At 44.2% G+C, this 19,250-nt stretch carries 14 protein-coding genes; 4 read left to right on the plus strand and 10 right to left on the minus strand.

The window, feature by feature from the left end:
• Positions 1-8 precede the first annotated feature (8 nt).
• Together ftsZ and PSM36_RS02565 are read left to right on the plus strand one after the other, a co-directional pair.
• The gene (gene ftsZ, locus PSM36_RS02560; RefSeq protein WP_076928649.1) at positions 9-1,304 is read left to right on the plus strand and encodes a cell division protein FtsZ; all 1,296 of its coding nucleotides are present in this window, start codon (positions 9-11) and stop codon (positions 1,302-1,304) included.
• 43 nt (positions 1,305-1,347) lie between these two features.
• Positions 1,348-1,797 (plus strand): GatB/YqeY domain-containing protein, encoded by a 450-nt coding sequence (locus PSM36_RS02565; RefSeq protein ID WP_076928650.1) that lies wholly within the window; start codon positions 1,348-1,350, stop codon positions 1,795-1,797.
• 24 nt (positions 1,798-1,821) lie between these two features.
• On the opposite strand, the gene PSM36_RS02570 is transcribed toward PSM36_RS02565, so the two are convergent.
• From PSM36_RS02570 to PSM36_RS02600, 7 genes are all read right to left on the minus strand, one after another.
• A complete protein-coding gene (locus PSM36_RS02570; RefSeq protein ID WP_076928651.1) occupies positions 1,822-2,526 on the minus strand; it encodes a hypothetical protein in 705 nt (234 codons plus the stop codon).
• A 194-nt stretch (positions 2,527-2,720) separates the two neighbouring features.
• Positions 2,721-3,662: a thioredoxin-disulfide reductase gene (gene trxB / locus PSM36_RS02575; protein WP_076928652.1), complete on the minus strand. Its 942-nt coding sequence runs from the start codon at positions 3,660-3,662 to the stop codon at positions 2,721-2,723.
• Between the two features lie 149 nt (positions 3,663-3,811).
• Positions 3,812-4,456, minus strand: a complete 645-nt coding sequence (locus tag PSM36_RS02580) for a LolA family protein (RefSeq protein ID WP_076928653.1) — start codon at positions 4,454-4,456, stop codon at positions 3,812-3,814.
• Between the two features lie 112 nt (positions 4,457-4,568).
• On the minus strand, positions 4,569-7,115 hold the full coding sequence (locus PSM36_RS02585; protein WP_076928654.1) for an FtsK/SpoIIIE family DNA translocase: 2,547 nt from the start codon (positions 7,113-7,115) through the stop codon (positions 4,569-4,571).
• Positions 7,116-7,254: 139 nt separating this feature from the next.
• The gene (locus tag PSM36_RS02590) at positions 7,255-9,096 is read right to left on the minus strand and encodes a S41 family peptidase (protein ID WP_083710900.1); all 1,842 of its coding nucleotides are present in this window, start codon (positions 9,094-9,096) and stop codon (positions 7,255-7,257) included.
• A gap of 144 nt (positions 9,097-9,240) precedes the next feature.
• Complete coding sequence (locus PSM36_RS02595) at positions 9,241-12,717, minus strand: protein O-mannosyl-transferase family (RefSeq protein ID WP_076928656.1); 3,477 nt, start codon at positions 12,715-12,717, stop codon at positions 9,241-9,243.
• Between the two features lie 301 nt (positions 12,718-13,018).
• Entirely contained in the window at positions 13,019-14,509 is a 1,491-nt protein-coding gene (locus PSM36_RS02600; protein ID WP_076928657.1) for a S41 family peptidase, read from the minus strand.
• A 324-nt stretch (positions 14,510-14,833) separates the two neighbouring features.
• Here PSM36_RS02600 and PSM36_RS02605 point away from each other — a divergent pair, with 324 nt between their 5' ends.
• Together PSM36_RS02605 and PSM36_RS02610 are read left to right on the plus strand one after the other, a co-directional pair.
• Positions 14,834-15,109, plus strand: coding sequence for a type II toxin-antitoxin system RelE/ParE family toxin (locus PSM36_RS02605; RefSeq protein ID WP_076928658.1), 276 nt, complete (start codon positions 14,834-14,836; stop codon positions 15,107-15,109).
• A gap of 17 nt (positions 15,110-15,126) precedes the next feature.
• A complete protein-coding gene (locus tag PSM36_RS02610; RefSeq protein WP_076928659.1) occupies positions 15,127-15,429 on the plus strand; it encodes a HigA family addiction module antitoxin in 303 nt (100 codons plus the stop codon).
• Between the two features lie 29 nt (positions 15,430-15,458).
• On the opposite strand, the gene PSM36_RS02615 is transcribed toward PSM36_RS02610, so the two are convergent.
• The 3 genes from PSM36_RS02615 to uvrA form a co-directional block, all read right to left on the minus strand.
• The gene (locus PSM36_RS02615) at positions 15,459-15,671 is read right to left on the minus strand and encodes a hypothetical protein (protein ID WP_076928660.1); all 213 of its coding nucleotides are present in this window, start codon (positions 15,669-15,671) and stop codon (positions 15,459-15,461) included.
• Between the two features lie 8 nt (positions 15,672-15,679).
• Positions 15,680-16,180, minus strand: coding sequence for a thiol peroxidase (tpx, locus tag PSM36_RS02620; RefSeq protein WP_076928661.1), 501 nt, complete (start codon positions 16,178-16,180; stop codon positions 15,680-15,682).
• A 242-nt stretch (positions 16,181-16,422) separates the two neighbouring features.
• The gene (gene uvrA, locus PSM36_RS02625) at positions 16,423-19,245 is read right to left on the minus strand and encodes an excinuclease ABC subunit UvrA (RefSeq protein ID WP_076932001.1); all 2,823 of its coding nucleotides are present in this window, start codon (positions 19,243-19,245) and stop codon (positions 16,423-16,425) included.
• Positions 19,246-19,250: the final 5 nt, after the last annotated feature.

The following is a 19,250-nucleotide window of genomic DNA, read 5'->3' on the forward strand; positions in this document are numbered from 1 at the left end:
TGCAGCAGATGGACGACGAATTATTGGATTTTCAGATAGAGAGCCGCACCGACGCTATTATCAAGGTGATCGGAGTGGGTGGCGGTGGCGGTAACGCCGTGAACCATATGTTTCAAGAGGGGATACACGATGTCTCTTTCGCTTTGTGTAATACTGATAACCAAGCGTTGATGGAATCGCCGGTACCGGTAAAGGTGCAACTGGGCGGTCAGACCACCGGAGGACTTGGAGCCGGTAATAAACCCGAGATTGCACAGCGTGCGGCTGAAGAGAGTGTCGGCCTGATTGAAGATCTCCTGAACGACGGCACGCGGATGGTTTTTATCACTGCCGGGATGGGCGGTGGAACCGGAACAGGAGCTGCCCCCGTGGTGGCTAGGGTGGCAAAAGATATGGGAGTGCTCACGGTTGGTATTGTAACCATTCCCTTTATGTTTGAAGGCCCAAGGAAAATCGTGCAGGCATTGAAAGGGGTGGAAGAGATGGCGAAAAACGTGGATGCGCTGCTGGTGATCAATAACGAACGCCTGCGTGATATCTACAGCGACCTGACTATGTTGAACGCTTTTGCCAAGGCGGATGATACTTTGGCTACAGCCGCCAGGAGCATCGCCGAGATCATCACCGTGCACGGACATGTGAACCTCGACTTTGCCGATGTGAACACCACACTGAAAGACGGTGGTGTGGCTATTATGAGTAGTGGTCTGGGTAAAGGAGAGGACAGGATCAACGATGCGATAAAGAATGCGCTGCACTCACCGTTACTCAATAATAACGATGTGTTCAGTGCCAAGAAGATACTTATCAATCTCTCTTTTGGCGAAGCACATCCGCTGATGATGGAAGAGATGAATGCGCTCCACGACTTTATGTCGAAATTCAGCAGGGAGATAGAGGTTATCTGGGGAGCTGCCGTGGAAGAGTCGCTCGACGAAGAAGTGAAGGTGACATTGCTCGCTACCGGTTTTTCGATTACCAGCGTGCCGGGTATCGAAGAGCATGAACAGGAAAAGAGCAGAGCCGAGCAGATCCAGCAACAGATCGAGAAGGATGCGAAACTGGAGCAAGAGAAAAAAGATAAAGAACTGATCGAGAAATATTACGGCAAAACCGGTTTGAAGACACTGACCAGTGTCAACTACCGATTAGAGCCTTTCGTATTGACTATCGACGAGTTGGATGATGATAAAGTATTGGAGGCGTTGGAGAAGACACCTGTCTTTAAACGCGAATCCAATTTTAATCCCCGTATCTTTTCGACGGAAGTACAGCAACAACAATCATCCTCATTATTCGATTGAGTAAGATTGAACGAGATTAATATTAAATCATCAAATCAAACATATGTCACTAATAGATACAATTACCGACGAGATAAAGAAAGCCATGCTGGCCAAGGATAAAGTGCGGCTGGAAGCATTGAGGGCGATTAAGAAAGAACTGCTGGAAGCCAAAACCGCTAAAGGTGCGGGGGATGAGCTTACGGACGCGACGACGACAGCCATTTTGCAAAAGATGGTGAAACAGCGCAGGGACAGCGCCGAAATCTATACCGCACAAAAACGGGACGATCTGGCTGAACCGGAGATCGCGCAAATGGAAGTGATCCGGGAATTCCTTCCGGCACAACTTTCCCCTATAGAACTGGAAGCCGCCGTGAAGCGTATTATTGAGGAGGTAGGGGCATCTTCCCTGAAAGAGATGGGGAAAGTGATGGGAATTGCGTCCAAACAACTTGCAGGCAAGGCCGAAGGAAAAGATATCTCCGAAACAGTAAAACGTTTGCTGGCATAACCGGCAAACGTTTTGTACAAGGAATTAGTTTCTCCTGTTATAGGGTATATAGACCTTTTTTAACCGTTTATCCAGTTTATTGGTTTTTCGTGCCCTTTTTTCTAATTTCTGTAGTTCCTTGTCCCTGTTTTTGCCGGTCTTAAAATCCTCTGTCAGCATCAGCAGGGAAAGGGTTTCCTCGTCAATGAAATTGATCTTGAAAACAACCGTCCTGTTTTCTATTATATCGTTCTCTGCAAGTCTTATCTGGTAATCTTTTCCCGGTGTGTAATCAAGGGAGATGGAGTTATATCCCAGTGAAGTGGCTGATATGGAGGCGATTTTATTGCAAGGGGTAAAGAATACTTTTCCGTCGTTACCTGTTACCTTGCCGCTGATCAGTTTACCCGACTTAGTTCGTGATTCCACAAGGATGCCCTGAACGGCATAGTTCTGTGAACTGACTGTATGCACGACACAAGTGTCTTTTTTCGAACCGTCCAACAACTCGAAATTAGTCTTATCACCGCTGTAATCCGTTGTGTGGATAAAAAGATAATCCCCCGATAACTCATACTTCCCTTCTCCCACGTGTGCTGAAGAGAGTCCTCCGAAACCGCTTATGCGGAAGGTCACTTTTTCACCCGAGAAAGCAATGGAGTCTGCCCCGATTTTATAGGTCCCGTCTAATTGTGCGAAGAGAGGTATTCCCCATAGGAGTATGCCCGCAAGTAACAGAATTTTTTTCATGTGTCGTGTTTTATATGAAAGGCAAAAATACGATTAATATTCGTGATGAAAAAAAATGAAATGTTAAAACGGGCCTTATCACGGATATCTTTCAACTCTTCTATGAGTAGTCTCAAAACAAAGAAGGAGAAAAACCCCTGTGGGTTCTTCTCCTTCCCGGTTATTGAATAGGATAAGCAATAGTAAACTGTTTTTTACAAGCCTTTCTCCGCAAGATAACGTTCCGCATCTATAGCAGCCCTGCATCCGGTTCCGGCTGCCGTGACAGCTTGACGGTAAATGGGATCGGCCGCATCGCCGCAGGCGAAAACTCCTTCCTCATTGGTTTTCGCAGTAGGGTGTTCAGTAATGATATAACCTACTTTGTCCATCTTGATGAAATCTTTGAATATACCAGTATTGGGAGTATGTCCGATAGCGAGGAAAAATCCGTCGATGGGAAGGTCGTACCGTTCTTCATCCTGTTCACCCAAACGTTTTACTAAATGGACGCCTTCCACTCCGTTTTCACCGTAGAGGCCTACCGCGTTATGTTCGAAAAGTATTTCGATTTTGGGATTGTTCATTACACGCTCCTGCATGATCTTGGAAGCACGCAGGTGATCCTTGCGGACAATCATATAGACTTTTGACGCCAGCCCCGACAGATATGTGGCCTCTTCACAGGCTGTATCGCCGCCACCCACTACAGCCACTACTTTTTTACGGTAAAAGAAACCGTCACAGGTAGCGCATGCCGACACACCTTGTCCGGCATACTTGGTTTCGTCAGGAAGGCCTAGGTATTTGGCGGATGCTCCGGTAGAGATAATGACCGTGTCAGCTTCGATCACATGTTCATTATCGATCGTCACTTTAAGCGGACGTACCGAAAAGTCGACAGCAGTAGCCCTTCCGGAACGGACATCCGTACCGAATCTCTGCGCCTGTTTTTTAAGATCTTCCATCATCTCCGGCCCTGTGATCCCGTCGGGATAACCGGGAAAATTCTCCACCTCGGTGGTAGTCGTTAGCTGTCCTCCCGGCTCCAGGCCCTCGTAGAGAATAGGTTCGAGATTGGCGCGTGAAGCGTAAATGGCAGCTGTATAGCCGGCCGGTCCTGATCCGATGATCAGGCAACGTGTCTTATTTCTCATATCTGTTCTTGAATTTAAAATCCTTCCTCACTGTTGTTATACCGGGGGAAGGCGTATGGATTATTAATTAGTTCAAAGTTACAACTTTTCTTCCATATACCGCATCGGTTATTATCATAATCTATTTGCGGTAAACGGAAAATATGGACTTACCTGAGATCTACTATTTCAACGCCGGGATAATCGTTTTTGTCGAACCTGAATAGGGTATCACTAAATTGATGGTTCGTGTTGTAGCCGGAAATATCGATTTTATTTTTCATTCCATCGGCCATGGTAAGGATTACCTGTATGATATTGCCGCTCTCCTTATCAATGGCTGCGGTGATGGATTTGAAATCTTTATTCTGACTGGCGGGAACCATATCGATCAGGTGTGTGCTCCTTCCGTTGATTGTTTTGGAAGCAGGTGTTTTCAACGTAAATCCGTTCTTGTATATCCCCAGAAGCGCCAATGGGCTGATAGAGGCTATTTCACTGGCTGTAGGAACACTGATATTTACCTCGTTCACATCTTTCATCAATACCCATTGGGTTTTTCCGTCGAACCAGATATCCATCGCTTCCATCTCGAGTTTGAATTTATCGCCTTTTATATAGGCTTCGCCTGACTGGGGTATATAGACTGTTCCATCCTTATCGGTCAGTGTCGATTTGAATGATAATCTGATGCCGCCGGAAGTCTCGTAAGTGGCATATGCTTTGTCCAAAAGCGCCTTGGCATCGTTTGAATTCTGGGCGAATGTATATCCTGACAGGAGAAAAATTAATAATATGGATGAGATCGTCTTCATTTTAGCTGTTTTGGTTTTGTTTGTTTGATGGATTGGACTGCAAAAACGGGAGTTAGTTTATTTTGGGAATTCACATCCTGAGAGTCTACATCCGAAAAACTATACCGGTCGCTTATCTCAATGAATCCAACAACTTTTCCAGTGAATATTCATCGGCAATGAATACTTCGCGGGGCTTGCTGCCCTGTACGGCACCTACTATTCCTGCGGCTTCGAGTTGATCCATCAGTCTTCCGGCACGGTTATAGCCGATAGAGAACTTACGCTGTATAAGCGAGGTAGATCCCTGCTGATGCACCACAATAAGGCGGGCGGCCTCATCAAAAAGAGGATCCCTGTCACCCAGGTCGGTAGCACCGGCTCCGGCTTCCATATCGGAAATCACCTCCGGAAGTGCGAAAGCAGCATCATATCCCCGCTGTTTTCCGATGTATTGGGAGATCTCTTCCACTTCGGGAGTATCCACAAATGCACACTGGATACGGATAAGCGAACTTCCTTGTGAAAAGAGCATATCCCCCCGTCCGATGAGCTGGTTGGCCCCGCTCATGTCGAGGATGGTGCGGGAGTCGATCTGGGAAGTAACCCGGAAGGCCATCCTGGCAGGAAAGTTCGCTTTGATGGTGCCGGTGATGATGTTGGTAGTGGGACGCTGTGTGGCGATCACCATATGCATCCCCACGGCACGCGCTTTCTGTGCAATACGGGCGATAGGCATCTCGATCTCTTTTCCGGCCGTCATGATCAGGTCACCAAACTCATCAATCACTACCACAATATAGGGCATGTACCTATGTCCCTTTTCGGGGTTCAGACGGCGTTTGACAAACTTTTCGTTATATTCCTTGACGGTACGGACATGCGCCTTCATCAGCAACTCATAACGGTCGTCCATCTCTTTGGTGAGTGAATTCAGTGTCTGGGTCACTTTGGTCACATCAGTGATAATGGCTTTCTCTTCATCCGGCAGTTTCGCCAGATAGTGCTTTTCGACAGCGGAATAGATATTGAACTCCACCATCTTGGGGTCGATCAGTACCATCTTCATTTCCGACGGATGCTTTTTATACAACAAAGAGGTAATGATGGCGTTCAAGCCGACCGATTTCCCTTGCCCGGTGGCCCCTGCCACTAACAGGTGGGGCATTTTGGTAAGGTCGAAGATAAAGACTTCGTTGGTAATGGTCTTTCCCAATGCCACGGGTAGTTCGTAGTCACATTCCTGAAACCTTTTAGAACTGATCACCGATTGCATCGAAACGATTTGCGGGTCTTTATTGGGAACTTCAATACCGATGGTTCCCTTTCCGGGCATGGGTGCAATGATACGGATACCCAGTGCGGAGAGGCTGAGCGCGATATCATCTTCAAGATTCCTGATCTTTGAAATACGCACGCCCGCTTGAGGTACGATCTCGTAAAGCGTAATAGTGGGGCCTACGGTCGCTTTGATAGAGGTGATCTCGATACCATAGTTGCGCAACGTATGAATGATCTTCTCCTTGTTTTCATTCTGCTCGTCCATATCCACAGCTCTGTCGCCTGTATTATATATCTTCAACAGGTTCATGGTGGGGAATCTGAATGAAGAGAGGTCTTTCCGCGGGTCGTAATCTTCTTCTAGTTCCTGTGTCATTCCTTCCGGGCTCTTTGTCTCCTCCTTTGGTTTATTCTCTTCCGCATGGGGTATGTGGATAGCTGTTTCATCATCCTCAGGAACGATCACTTCGAAATCATTCTCAACCGGAAATGGTCTCTTTGTTACCGGTGGCTTTGGAGATATGGTCGTGGACTCCGTAAAGTTGTGTGTAGTATTGGCAGTCGGGGTTTTACGTTGCACTATTTGGTCTGTCTCTTCATCCTCAGCTATTTCCTGCTCATGCTGCTCTTCCCTGAGCGGTTTTATTTTTTTCATCCATGTGAAGAAGCGTTTAAGCAATCCCGGTTTTTTTTCTTTTTCAGGCTCATACCAGTCGTCTTCCTCTGGTGCAGGAGATGTCTCATTTTGTGGTGCAAAAGAGGATGTGCCATTGATCAGTGTTTCCTGTATCTTGTACATCGAACTCTTTCGTAATGTTACGACTATTATTGTGATGAACAACAGGATGAGTAATATAATTCCGGGCCATCCTATGCTGTTCTCCAATATCCGTTCAATCTGGATACCGTGGGCGCCACCCCATTTCACATGCGTATTTGGGAAAAGCCTGTCAAGGATAAATGCGCTGGACACTGAACCGCCGATAAGGCCAAATGCGGTGATAAAAAGGGCTTTCAGGAATGAGAGACTCGTAGCGTTCATTATTTTCAGCCCGATATAAATTAGGAAGATGGGGATAAGTGCGGAGAAGAGACCGAACCAGTCATTTACCAACCTTTCAGCCATATAGGCACCTCCCGCGCCTGTCCAGTTATCTATATCGGATGTACCTGAACGGACGACCTCCATGTATGTTTTGTTTATTACTTTACTTTGGTCGGCTGCGCCGGTAAAGAAGAATGATATAATGGCGAGCAGCATAAAGATGCCGATGAAGGCGACAATCACCCCCCAAATGAAATGCACCCGTTCATTCTTCAAAAAGGAAACGATTTTCTTCTTTTGACCTTGTTTTGGTTTCTGTCTTGGGCTTTGCCTTTTTCTCTTTCTTTTGGCCATATAGGATTAATACATGAATTTCTACAATTATTTCAATTCCCTTAGCAAACGCTAAATGAAAGCTCTACTACAAAAATACAAAAAAATGTCACATAACTGGTGGATATATGGAAACAGTATAAAAGCTGTATTTCTATTTTTACAGTCTTGCAACTTCCAGCGCTTTTTCTAAATATTCATCCCGTCCTTCCCTTATAGCCTTGATGGTTTTATTTACCGGATAGTCGGGTTCAAAACCTTTTAGATAAAGTTGGTTCCCGTCGTGCTTCAATACTTTCATCCCTGTCCACATAACCCGGTAACCACATGGCAGGTTAATATAATTGACATTACCGTTACAGCCGGCTGTCAGTTCTCCTACGGTAGTTGCCAGGTTGTAATGATCAATGATACCCATCATTGTTTCGCCTGCGCTTACAACTGAGGGATCATTGATTATGATAGATTTGGACTTAAAAAACGGTTGCTTAGGTTGAACAGTCCAATTTGAGATATGAAATTCCACCTCTTTCCGGTCAGGATAAACGGTTTGCGGAACATTCCACCATGCAGAAGTAACCGGTTCTTCTATCAAGTAGGGCAGGATTTGAAAAAAACTCAATCTGCTGCTACCTCTTTGGTCATAAATTACAGCTTTTGCTTTGGCTAAAATGTCTTTTTTTTGTTCAAATTCTTTTTCGGTGCAATTAGACATGTTGATATAATATATTCCGGATTCTATTTCAATAATCGTTTCGGACAAGTATTCTCGTCCATCTATCGGGTTGAAAATTATGCTTCCATCCCTCGAATTTGCAACGATTAGGTTTTGTCCTTTACCGTCTCGCTCAATCAAAAGCCGGGTTCCGCCACCCAATTCAGGTTTGTTTTCCTTCTTATTATTCGCAAATTCAAATGTATGAATATTTATTGCATTGCCTTGATCCAGTTTGCCTCCCAAGATATTCAACGCCCTGTATCTCCGTAATTGGGGTGAGCCGGATATTATTTTTTCCTTTTCATCCAATGCATCCATAACTGATTTTCCGTCTATATCGAGGATGATATCACCTCGTTTTAAAGTGGTATCATTTGAAGCTGTAATAACAATCTTATTTTCGATAAACTCTGTCCTTATCGGCAGAAGATACATCGGTTCTTCAAAAACAATCCCGTGTCCATCATCAATTTTCGAAATCATTTGGCTCAGTGTCACAAAAAAATCTTTCTTTCGTTTGTTGGTAAGCGTACTTTTTATTGTTTCTCCCAAAACTTCATTCCAGTCCGTATCAATTACATCGAAATATGGGAAAAAGTGTTGAAGCACATTCCATGTAATAATAACGCTTGCCAAATTTACCTGCGGATCGAAAAAATGCCCGTCGATATTTATATTATCCAATTCAGATTGAAATCGGGCTAATGTTGGTTTATCTGTTTTGGGATAAGTAGAAATATCGTTCGTAAGTAAGGTCAAAGGAATCACACAAATCAGGTTACTACCAATGGGTTCTTTAATGATTTCGCCAAATTGAGGTATACGGTCAAACATCGCTGTATCTATTTCGCTTTTATAAGTCCTTATACTATTGTAAATATTTGGTCGGTTATCCACGTAAACACCGTAATGTTGCCATGCTACCGGTTTTGCTTTTGGATCAGGAGAAAGAAGAATCTCAGGATCAAATATTTCCGGTTTTTGCGTTTCATAAATCTGTAATTCTTGCACTATTGGCGAGAAAAGTCGATAAAGAGTATCTCTCAATTCTGCACATGAATTGACATTTTCAACTTTTTGAATGCCAAGAACGGCAAACTTGTCCCAATCTATTTCCTGTGCTTCGTCACTTGGATGAAACCATCGGGCATATCCATACAATCGAGAAAATGTTTCCAAGTTTTGAAGGAACATTCCCTGGTCTTGAGCAATATTGTCCGGTTTCCTTTTGCAACCTATACAAAATGTTACTAAGGCAATAATCAGTATTGTGCTAAATTTCATATAGTTCAACTTATAATTATGACATATGTTCACCTAATTAGGATACGAGAAAGGATTTAAAGAATCTCTCTTAGTTTACTAATTCATTGGAACCTCGGAGCCTTATATTGGAAATGAACCTATATCTCGATAGTTGCAGATGTATCATTTTTCTTCAGAATAATCTTTTAATAATCTCGGGCTGAATTGCTGCATCATGTTGAGCGCCTTCTGTATTGTCTCTTCTTCCATAGCCCGGTGTAACGTATCGTCGGCAGAGGTGGAATAGTATCCGCGTAACGAACTGTCGGTGATTTCTTTCAAGAGCGTGTCCCCAACATAGGGAATACCTGATGTATAGAACGTTTGCGCCCGTTGCAACAGGTCGTTGGCCATTATTCTGTATTTCTCTTTATCATATTGTTGGTAAATGTTTGTGATCTGTAACATGGGGGTGATGTTGTTCCATATCACATCGGAGAGGGAATTCGACAGTTGTACGGGGTTTAACCGTACGAACCAGTCGAGGTTTTTATTGATCCTGTCGCTGATGTCGGCTATAAGCACTTCGCCCTTCTCTTTTTCGCCCAGACGGTAGTACGCCCTGGCAAAAATTATCCCGTCAGTACCGTAAGCTACGGCTGAAGAGGGAATCATGGTTGTGACTTTATCCAGTGCTGTGAGCGCTTTTTCGTTCTCTCCCTCATCAATCAGGGTGTCGATCAGTTGTGTGAAAGAAAGGCGGTAGGAGGAAAGCATCCCCCGGCTGGTTTCATCGAAGTAGATATCCGGATTCTTTTCAAGCCCTCCCCACCTGAATTTGTTCACCATATTGTCGTATGCGGCTTCTATATTCACTCCGTTATAAAGAGGCGTACCGGGCACCACCTGATAAGTAAGGCCGTTGAGCGAGAAGTTGCGGTTTTTCAGGTTCATATAGAGCGAAGGGGTGACGGTGGTTGCGAAATGGACGGGGCGCTGCCAGTGACCGTCATTGATATTGTCGAGCATCTCCAGGATCATCTGCTCACTAAAAGAGACATACGACTTACCTTTAAGATCAATATACATCTTGTCCGAGGGTTTTGCCGCAAGGCTTTTCCAGTTTACCCGCGCAGTATCCACATCTAACGAAAGAACATTGCCCGGGATAACAAGCATATCATCGATATTGTAAAGTTGAGTCATCGGTTTGTTTTGTCCCGTCTTCAGGTTCTCCATCGTCTGCTTCAGGGAAAGCGTGTCTTTAAAGGCATTCACATCGAAATAGGATCCGAAAGAAATGGATGGGATATTATTCTGACGAAGTATATCTTCCTGTGCCTGACGTGTAATAATAAGTGCAGCACTTCCCTCTTTGCCAGCATACTGCTGAGGTGTCCAATTGATGGGAAGTGGTTCCGATTTGTATGCCTGACGCAACAGTTGGGCCACATACCATTCCGTCTGGAGGAAGCTGAGGTTGGTGACCCGCACGTCGGTACGGAAGCCTTCTGTTTCCTGCACGTACCAGAGCGGGTAGGTGTCGTTGTCGCCATTGGTAAAGAGAATGGCGTTCTCACCCACGCAGCTCAGGAAATTCATGCCGGTATCCCTTGCCAGTGTCCTTCCCGAACGGTCGTGGTCGTCCCAGTTCTGCGACGCCATCTGTACAGGGACGCAGAGGGTTGCCACTGTGGCAAGTGCCGTGGCGGCAATGGTATTCTTTATATATTTCCTCAGGAAGTAGCTGATACCGGCCACTCCCATCCCCACCCAGATGGTGAAGGCATAGAAAGAACCTGCGTAAGCGTAGTCGCGCTCTCTCACTTCGAACGGGGTCTGGTTAAGGTAGAGGATGATGGCCAGGCCGGTCATAAAGAATAGTAGAAAGACCACGGTGAAACTCTGTTTCCCCTTATTTTTCAGTTGTAACTGGTAAAGGATACCGATGATACCGAGCAGCAGCGGAAGCATATAGTATTTGTTATGTCCCTTGTTGTCAACAATGTCGGGTGCGACCTCATCCTGCGGCCCCAGGCCCAGTACATGCTCATCGAAGAAAGGAATTCCGGTGATCCAGTTGCCGGCGGTAATGCTGCCGTGGCCTTGTATATCGTTCTGCCTGCCGGAGAAATTCCACATGAAATAGCGCCAGTACATGTGGTTGACCTGGTAGCTGAAAAGGAATTTCAGGTTCTGCCGGAAAGTGGGCTTTTGGTTCAGGTTGGTTACACCGCTCCATTGTTCATATCCCATGCTATGGTTCCTGAACGACGGGTTCCCGGAGTGCGAATGCATCCTGGGAAGCAGCATGGTATTGGTGTATTTATAGTTGATAGATGTCACTTTCTTTTCGTATCGGTCTTTTTGTTCGGGCGAAGTTTTCACTACCGGCCGATAGGACGTACGTTCACTCTCTACAATATACGATCCGTCGGCATTCCTTGCCGGTTGAGAGGCATAAGTAGTTCCGTAGAGAAGAGGTCTCTGTCCGTACTGTTCGCGGCTCAGCATACCTCCGAGCGAAAAGATATTCTCCGGCGAGTTCAGGTCGAGCGGAGGATTGGCGTTGGAGCGGATAGGGATTATAGCATAGGCTGAGAAACCTATAACGATGACCATCAGGCAGGTTGCCGCAAGATTGATAAATCTGACCTCTAATTTTTTGTGTCTGAATGCAAAATAGAGGCCTGCGGCAATGAGTAATACCCATAGCCAGGCATTGCTGCCGATGAAAAGGATTCCTGTCATACCCAGGCTGATAAAGAAAGCAGTCCTGGCACGGCGTTCCTGCCCTTTTGTGGAGAACGTTTCATAGAGTGTCCATCCGATCACGCCAAACAGGAGAACAATATAGACAAGTGTGCCTGTATGGTATGAAAATCCCAACGTGTTCACAAAGAATAGTTCGAACCATCCACCCACTTTGGTGAAACCGGGGATTATCCCCCACATTAATATAGCGATAAGCCCGAAGGATAACAGAAGGGCCTTGATCCCGCCTTTCCAGTCGGGAGCCTCATTCTTCTTGAAGTAGTAGACCAGTACGATAGCCGGGATACACAACAGGTTAAGCAGGTGCACGCCGATAGATAACCCCATGACATAGGCGATCAGCACGATCCACTTGTCGGAATGGGGCTTATCGGCATTATCCTCCCATTTGAGGATCAGCCAGAACACCAGGGCGGTGAGCATGGATGAGAAGGCGTATACTTCACCTTCCACGGCCGAGAACCAGAACGTGTCGGAAAAAGTGTAGACCAGCGCACCTACAAGGCCGCTGCCGATCACCGCGATAGTTTGGCCTATGCTGTATTCGTATTCTCCACCTTCTTTTGCAATCACAAGTTTACGGGTCAGATGGGTGATAGTCCAGAAAAGGAACAGGATGGTGAACGCGCTCATCAATGCCGACATGATATTGACCATTTTAGCTACCTGCGACGGATCCTGTGTTAACTGGGTGAAGAGATTGCCCACCAGCATGAAAATAGGTGCGCCGGGGGGATGACCCACTTCCAGCTTATAGGCCTGGGTGATGAACTCTCCACAGTCCCAGAAACTGGCCGTGGGTTCAATAGTCATTAAATATACGATTGCAGATACAAGAAAGACGCTCCAGCCTGATATTGAATTAATTAGTTTGTATCCCTTCATCTTAGGTTCGTTTTACATGATATGCAAAGATAAGAAAACCATAAAGAATACTGTTCAAATTCAATAGAATTGGGATCAAAGTAGACTAAAATATAAGTTCCTGTGTTGTGAATTACGAAAAAAAAACAATAGAACTCACCCCTTCCTGAACTATCTGAAGGGCGTTAGTTTTTCGCAAAAAAGACTTTTTAAAGTGGACTCATATTTGTATCTTTCAAAAGTAAATACTATGGGAATGAAAAAATAATTAAAACAAGTGGGGTGCCTATTATTGCTATTCTGTTTATGGGACTCTCTTCCTTTACAGCTCTTTTGCAATAATTAAGGCCTGCTCATAAACGGTATCGATATTATTTTGAATACTTTCTATGGTAGGTTCAGTAAGCTGATCAATACGTACGCCTACCCGTTGTGTGGGTGTCAAATCAAGGTAGTAAATACCAATACCGGAAAAAGTGGTTGTGACTTTCCCTGGAAATTCAAAGAATGTAACATTGCCATCTGCCCCGGACATAGAATTTCCCACGGTGATGATGTTTGGATTTGCCTGTAATGCCATGACGGTATATTCAGCATAACTGGCAGTATATTCATTGACCAAAACGATAACACGACCTTTAAAATATTTTTTATCTCCAATTTTCCGGGAAGTAGATTTACAATACCGTACCATGCCGGGAAACCTTGTATCAGGATAAGTTGTATAGGCGAAAAAAGAATCAGGAGGGACAAACGCGTCTGTCAAATTGGCTATTAATCGGCCATTGGGATAACATCTTAGATCCAGAATAATAACAGCAGCAGACTGGATAGGTTTATAATTTTTATTGAAATTCTTTGGAGTGGCTGACTCCAAATTAAAATACACTATACTGTTATTGACCCATTTATATAATTTATTTTTTCGATTTTGTTTTTCAATATTTAATTCTTGCTGAAACAGATCATATGCTGTATGGTTTCTTGATTTGACAGTGATTGTATCATTCATTCTTAAGAGTGTAAATACTGTAGTAGTGTCACTTCTCGACAAGACAGCATTGCACCCGAATGATTGATTCGACCATTTGTTCCCTCCGCATACATATTGGAGTAAATTGTCGTATAAACCCCGTATGGCATTGTTATCCACTTTTAATACAATATCTCCAATTTGAAAATCCTGGGATGGAAGTTGGGGAACTCTTATTTTGTGAATAATAAAAGTATCGTTGATACAATTCATCCTAAAATTTGGGCGATAACTGCCAAAAACATAGGTGTCTATTGTGGGCGGAATAGAAGCATGAGTGTCTCTCAATTCATTGGTTAACCGGTATATCGATTGGCGATAAGTGGTATCCGCATCGGCAACACGAAAACGGGGTATTGCATCATACAGCGCTTCATCCCAACTTTTATCCATGTAGTTCTTGGAAACATAAAAATAGTTGATCATGTTCCAGTAGCGAAATAAGCCAACAAGCCGAATCGTTTCATCCGGAAATTCAGGATATACAGGTTCGTTGGTAAGACGAATAGTACCTATGTCTGATTTGTTATAAATAAAATGATTTATTTTTCCCGAGTGGGAATGAAAAATATTTTCTAATTTTCGTTGGATATCCCTATTCAAACAGATTGAATCCTGCATCCAGTCATTGTTGATAAGGTTATAATCTTTTATGTCAGGATAAGGATTGGTTCCTCCGTTTAAGGAGTTTTTCCTTATGGATGCAATAAGGTTATTAATAACTGCATGAAACGTTTTAGTATCCTGTGCCTGTATGGCCTGAGGGATTGATCGTATCAAGAGACTGTCTATATGTGGGGGTCTTGAATTTTCAAATTCCAGATAATATTTTTATGAAGGAGCCAAATCATGTTTTTGTATATTTATATCTCTCACTGATATCTCTTCAGGAAAACCTCTTCCTGAAGAGTATTAGTGTTGTTTAACTTTTTGGATGCAGCACTTTCTATGAAACATCAGAAAAACAATGGAAAAGGACGGATCGGTTAGTAAGGGCATACGATAACGAGTGGTGAAAATATAATACGGTTAATCTTTTCTATAATTACTTGCTAATCTGAAATAAATTACTTATCTTTGACATTAGTAATGTGAAATGATAGTATGATTATTTCATTTGGTTCAAAGGATACTGAAAAAATATGGGATGGAGGGCGTGTCAAAAAGATGCCTGTTGAAATTCAACAAATCGGTCGAAGAAAATTAAGAATGCTTAATAACTCGCAAAATTTATCCGATTTGAGAATCCCTCCATCCAACCGACTTGAAAAATTACAGGGTTCTGACTTCTATAGCATCAGGATTAATGACCAATGGAGAATTGTTTTTCAGTGGATTGATAATAATGCACACGATGTTGAGATAATGGATTATCATTAAAGCCTGGAGGATTAAAAATGGATAGATTAGCAAACATACATCCTGGAGAGATTTTAATAGAGGAGTTCTTAAACCCTCTTGGGATAACAGCATACAGATTATCTAAAGACACAGATATTCCGCAGACACGAATTTCTCAAATTATAAAAGGGAAAAGAAGAATCACTGCTGATACAGCACTCAGATTAGCATCCTATTTTGGGACAACAGCTAAATTCTGGCTTGGATTACAGGATGATTATGATATTGAGGAAGAGCGCGAAAGTAAAAAAGAAATATTGATAAGAATAAAGAAAAACGCACCACAACGTGCGGTATAGCCAAGTATTTATACTATTCAGCATTTTTCCTATTTTTTCTTACCTACCAGATAAATACCTCCGATAAGGAGAATAACAGTCCCGGCCAGTTGAATGTAGGCCGTCTGTTTGGAGCCTTTGTCTTCTGCTAAGAATGATGCCGATAATTGTTCTTCCTGCGATGTATGGAATAATCTTACCTGCTTAAAAGCGGAAGGTCCGCGAATCACTTCGCAGACCTTCCTTGTTAACACAATCTTCATGAAACAAACTACACTATCGAGTTGATTGCAGAATGATAATCCGGCTCCTGTGCAATCTCGGGAACCAGTTCGGTATATACTACTTTCCCATCACGATCCACTATTACCACAGCGCGGGCCAAAAGTCCTTTTAATGGGCCGTCGCTCATTAGCAGTCCGTAATTTTCGGCGAATGATTTGTCGCGGAAACAAGAAAGTGTAACAACATTTTCAATGCCTTCAGCCGCACAGAATCTCCCGGCAGCAAAGGGCAGGTCGGCAGAAATACAAAGCACTACCGTATCTTTTAATGAAGCGGCTTCCTGGTTGAAGCGACGCACAGAGGCGGCACATACTCCGGTATCGATACTCGGGAAAATATTGAGAACAACATTTTTTCCTCTGAAGTCCGATAATTTAGCTTCGGAAAGATCTCCCTTTACCAACGTAAAATCGGGTGCAGCCACACCTTTTTGGGGCAGCTCTCCGGTTGTGTGAACGGGATTGCCTTTAAATGTAATACTTGCCATTATATTATTGCTTATTTAAAATTGTTCAATTTCATTAGTCATTTTGAGTCGCCTTTGCTCCTCGATTTTCAATTTTCGCTATGGGAAAGTTCAAGTATGCTAATCGAAAACATTCAAACAAGTTTGACTTTCTCATTTAGCTTAACGAAAACATTCTTAATTGTCCTTTTTCTGTAATCTCTAAACAAAAAGTTGGTTTAAATGTTCATGGCTATGACATTTTTAACTTTAAATGCAAGTTATTATAACTCCTCTTTGAGATAAACCGCAGTATAACTTTTTCCGTTATTGACAATCTCTTCGGGAGTTCCTTTAGCGAGGATCTGACCTCCTCTTTCTCCTCCTTCCGGCCCCAGATCGATGATATAATCGGCACATTTGATAATATCGAGATTATGTTCGATGACAATCACGGTATTGCCCTTATCTACCAATTTGTTCAATACTCCCAGAAGTACGCGAATATCTTCAAAGTGTAACCCTGTAGTGGGTTCGTCCAACACATAAAGGGTATTCCCAGTATCGATACGGGCCAGCTCGGTAGCCAATTTCACCCGCTGGCTTTCTCCCCCCGACAAGGTGGTGGAGGATTGTCCCAGTTTGATATATCCTAATCCGACTTCTTGCAAAACTTTTATTTTATGTAATATGGTCGGCACATTTTCGAAAAAATCCACTGCCTCGTTGATGGTCATGTCCAGTACATCGGCTATCGATTTTCCTTTAAACCGTACTTCCAGTGTTTCACGGTTATACCGTTTACCATGACACTCTTCGCAGGGGACCATTACATCGGGCAGGAAATTCATTTCAATGGTTTTATATCCGTTCCCGCCGCATTTTTCACAACGACCTCCTTTCACATTAAAGGAAAACCGTCCCGGTTTGTAACCTCTGATCTTGGCTTCGGGCATTCCGGCAAACAGCAGGCGGATATCGGAAAAGACTCCGGTGTAGGTTGCCGGGTTGGAGCGGGGCGTACGGCCTATGGGGGACTGGTCTACACTTACTATTTTGTCGAGATGTTCGATCCCTTTCACAGATTTATAGGGCAGGGGATCTTTTAACGAGCGATAAAATTTCTGGCTGAGAATGGGTTGCAGTGTCTCGTTGATCAATGTCGATTTCCCGCTGCCGGAAACGCCGGTTACGCAGATAAGAGTACCGAGGGGGAACATTGCCGTCACATTTTTCAGGTTGTTACCCGATGCTCCTTCGATAATGAGTTTCTTGCCACTTCCTTCCCTCCTTTTTTCGGGAATGGCGATTTCTAACTTGCCATTCAGGTAGTTGGAGGTAAGTGTGTTTCTTTTCAGCATTTCTGAAGGAAGGCCTTCGAATACCACATCACCCCCCTTTTGACCGGCAAAAGGCCCCATATCGACTATATAATCGGATGCCAGCATCATATCTTTGTCGTGTTCCACCACTACCACCGAGTTACCCGAATCCCGCAGTTTCTTCAGCGAGTCGATCAGGCGGTGGTTATCGCGTTGGTGGAGCCCGATACTGGGCTCGTCGAGTATATAAAGCACATTTACCAGTTGCGATCCGATCTGGGTAGCCAGACGGATACGCTGGCTCTCACCACCGGATAGGGATGCCGATGAACGGGAGAGAGACAGGTATCCCAGTCCCACATCCAGCAGGAACTGGAGACGTGAAAGGATCTCTTTCTTGATCTCTCCGGCGATAAGGCGTTGCTTCTCCGTTATATCTGTTTCTGAAGAAATAATCCATTGATACAGCGATTGGATATCCATTTCTGCCAACTCGGCAATATTTTTTCCGTTGATCTTGAAATGGAGTGCTTCCTTGTTGAGCCGTTGCCCGTGACATTCGGGGCAGACCGAGGTGGTGATGAACTGGCCTGCCCATTTTTGGGCGGTAGCCGAAGCTTCATCTTCCTGCTGCATCTCAATATATTTGGTGACCCCTTCGTAGGAGACCATATAATTGGAGTTTCCCAGCGACTCGTTTTTTATTTTGAGTCGCTCATCGGTACCATACATGATCTCATCGATAGCTTCCTGGGGGATATCTTTGATCGGTGTTTTCAGTGTCACCCCATATTTCTCGCAGATGGCTGCGATTTGCCAGAAGAGCAGGTTGCTTCGTTCCTTCCCGAGTGGTGCAATACCTCCTCCTGCAATGCTGAGATTGGGATCGGGGATGACCTTTTCGACATCGATCTGATCGACCGAACCGATACCCTTGCAGCGGGGACAGGCTCCCTGTGGTGAATTGAAAGAAAAATTATGGGGTGCAGGTTCATTATACGAAAGACCGGTGGTCGGGCACATAAGGCTGCGACTGTAATGGCGCACTTCCCCGGCTTCTACATCCTGTATAAGGATCAGGCCGGAACCCTGCTTCATGGCGGTACGTACGCTGCTTTGCAATTTATCTGCAAACTTATTGGATACAACCAGCTTATCGATGAGTATCTCGATATTGTGGTTTTTATATCTGTCCACACGCATGCCGGGCATGATTTCCCTGATTTCACCGTCGACCCTCACATTGAGATATCCTTTTTTCCGGATCTGTTCAAACAGCTCCTTATAGTGTCCTTTCCTGTTTCTCACCACCGGAGCGAGGATATAGATCTTTTTACCGATATATTTCTCTAATATCAGTTCCAGTATCTGGCTGTCGGTATATTTCACCATTTTCTCTCCGGTGATATAGGAGTATGCTTCACCGGCACGGGCATAAAGCAGGCGGAGAAAGTCATATACTTCAGTAGTGGTACCAACGGTAGAACGTGGATTTTTATTGGTGGTCTTCTGTTCAATGGAAATGACCGGGCTTAAGCCTGTGATCTTGTCCACGTCAGGACGTTCCATCTTGCCCAGAAATCCACGGGCGTAAGCCGAGAAAGTCTCTATATAGCGACGCTGTCCCTCGGCAAAGATGGTGTCGAATGCAAGCGATGATTTCCCGCTGCCACTCAATCCGGTGATTACCGTGAGAGAGTCGCGGGGGATCGTTACGTCAATATTTTTTAAGTTATGTACGCGTGCGCCGTACACCTCTATTATCTGTTCAGTTTCGGATGCCATAATCT

This window comes from Proteiniphilum saccharofermentans, assembly GCF_900095135.1.
Taxonomy (GTDB): Bacteria; Bacteroidota; Bacteroidia; order Bacteroidales; family Dysgonomonadaceae; genus Proteiniphilum; species Proteiniphilum saccharofermentans.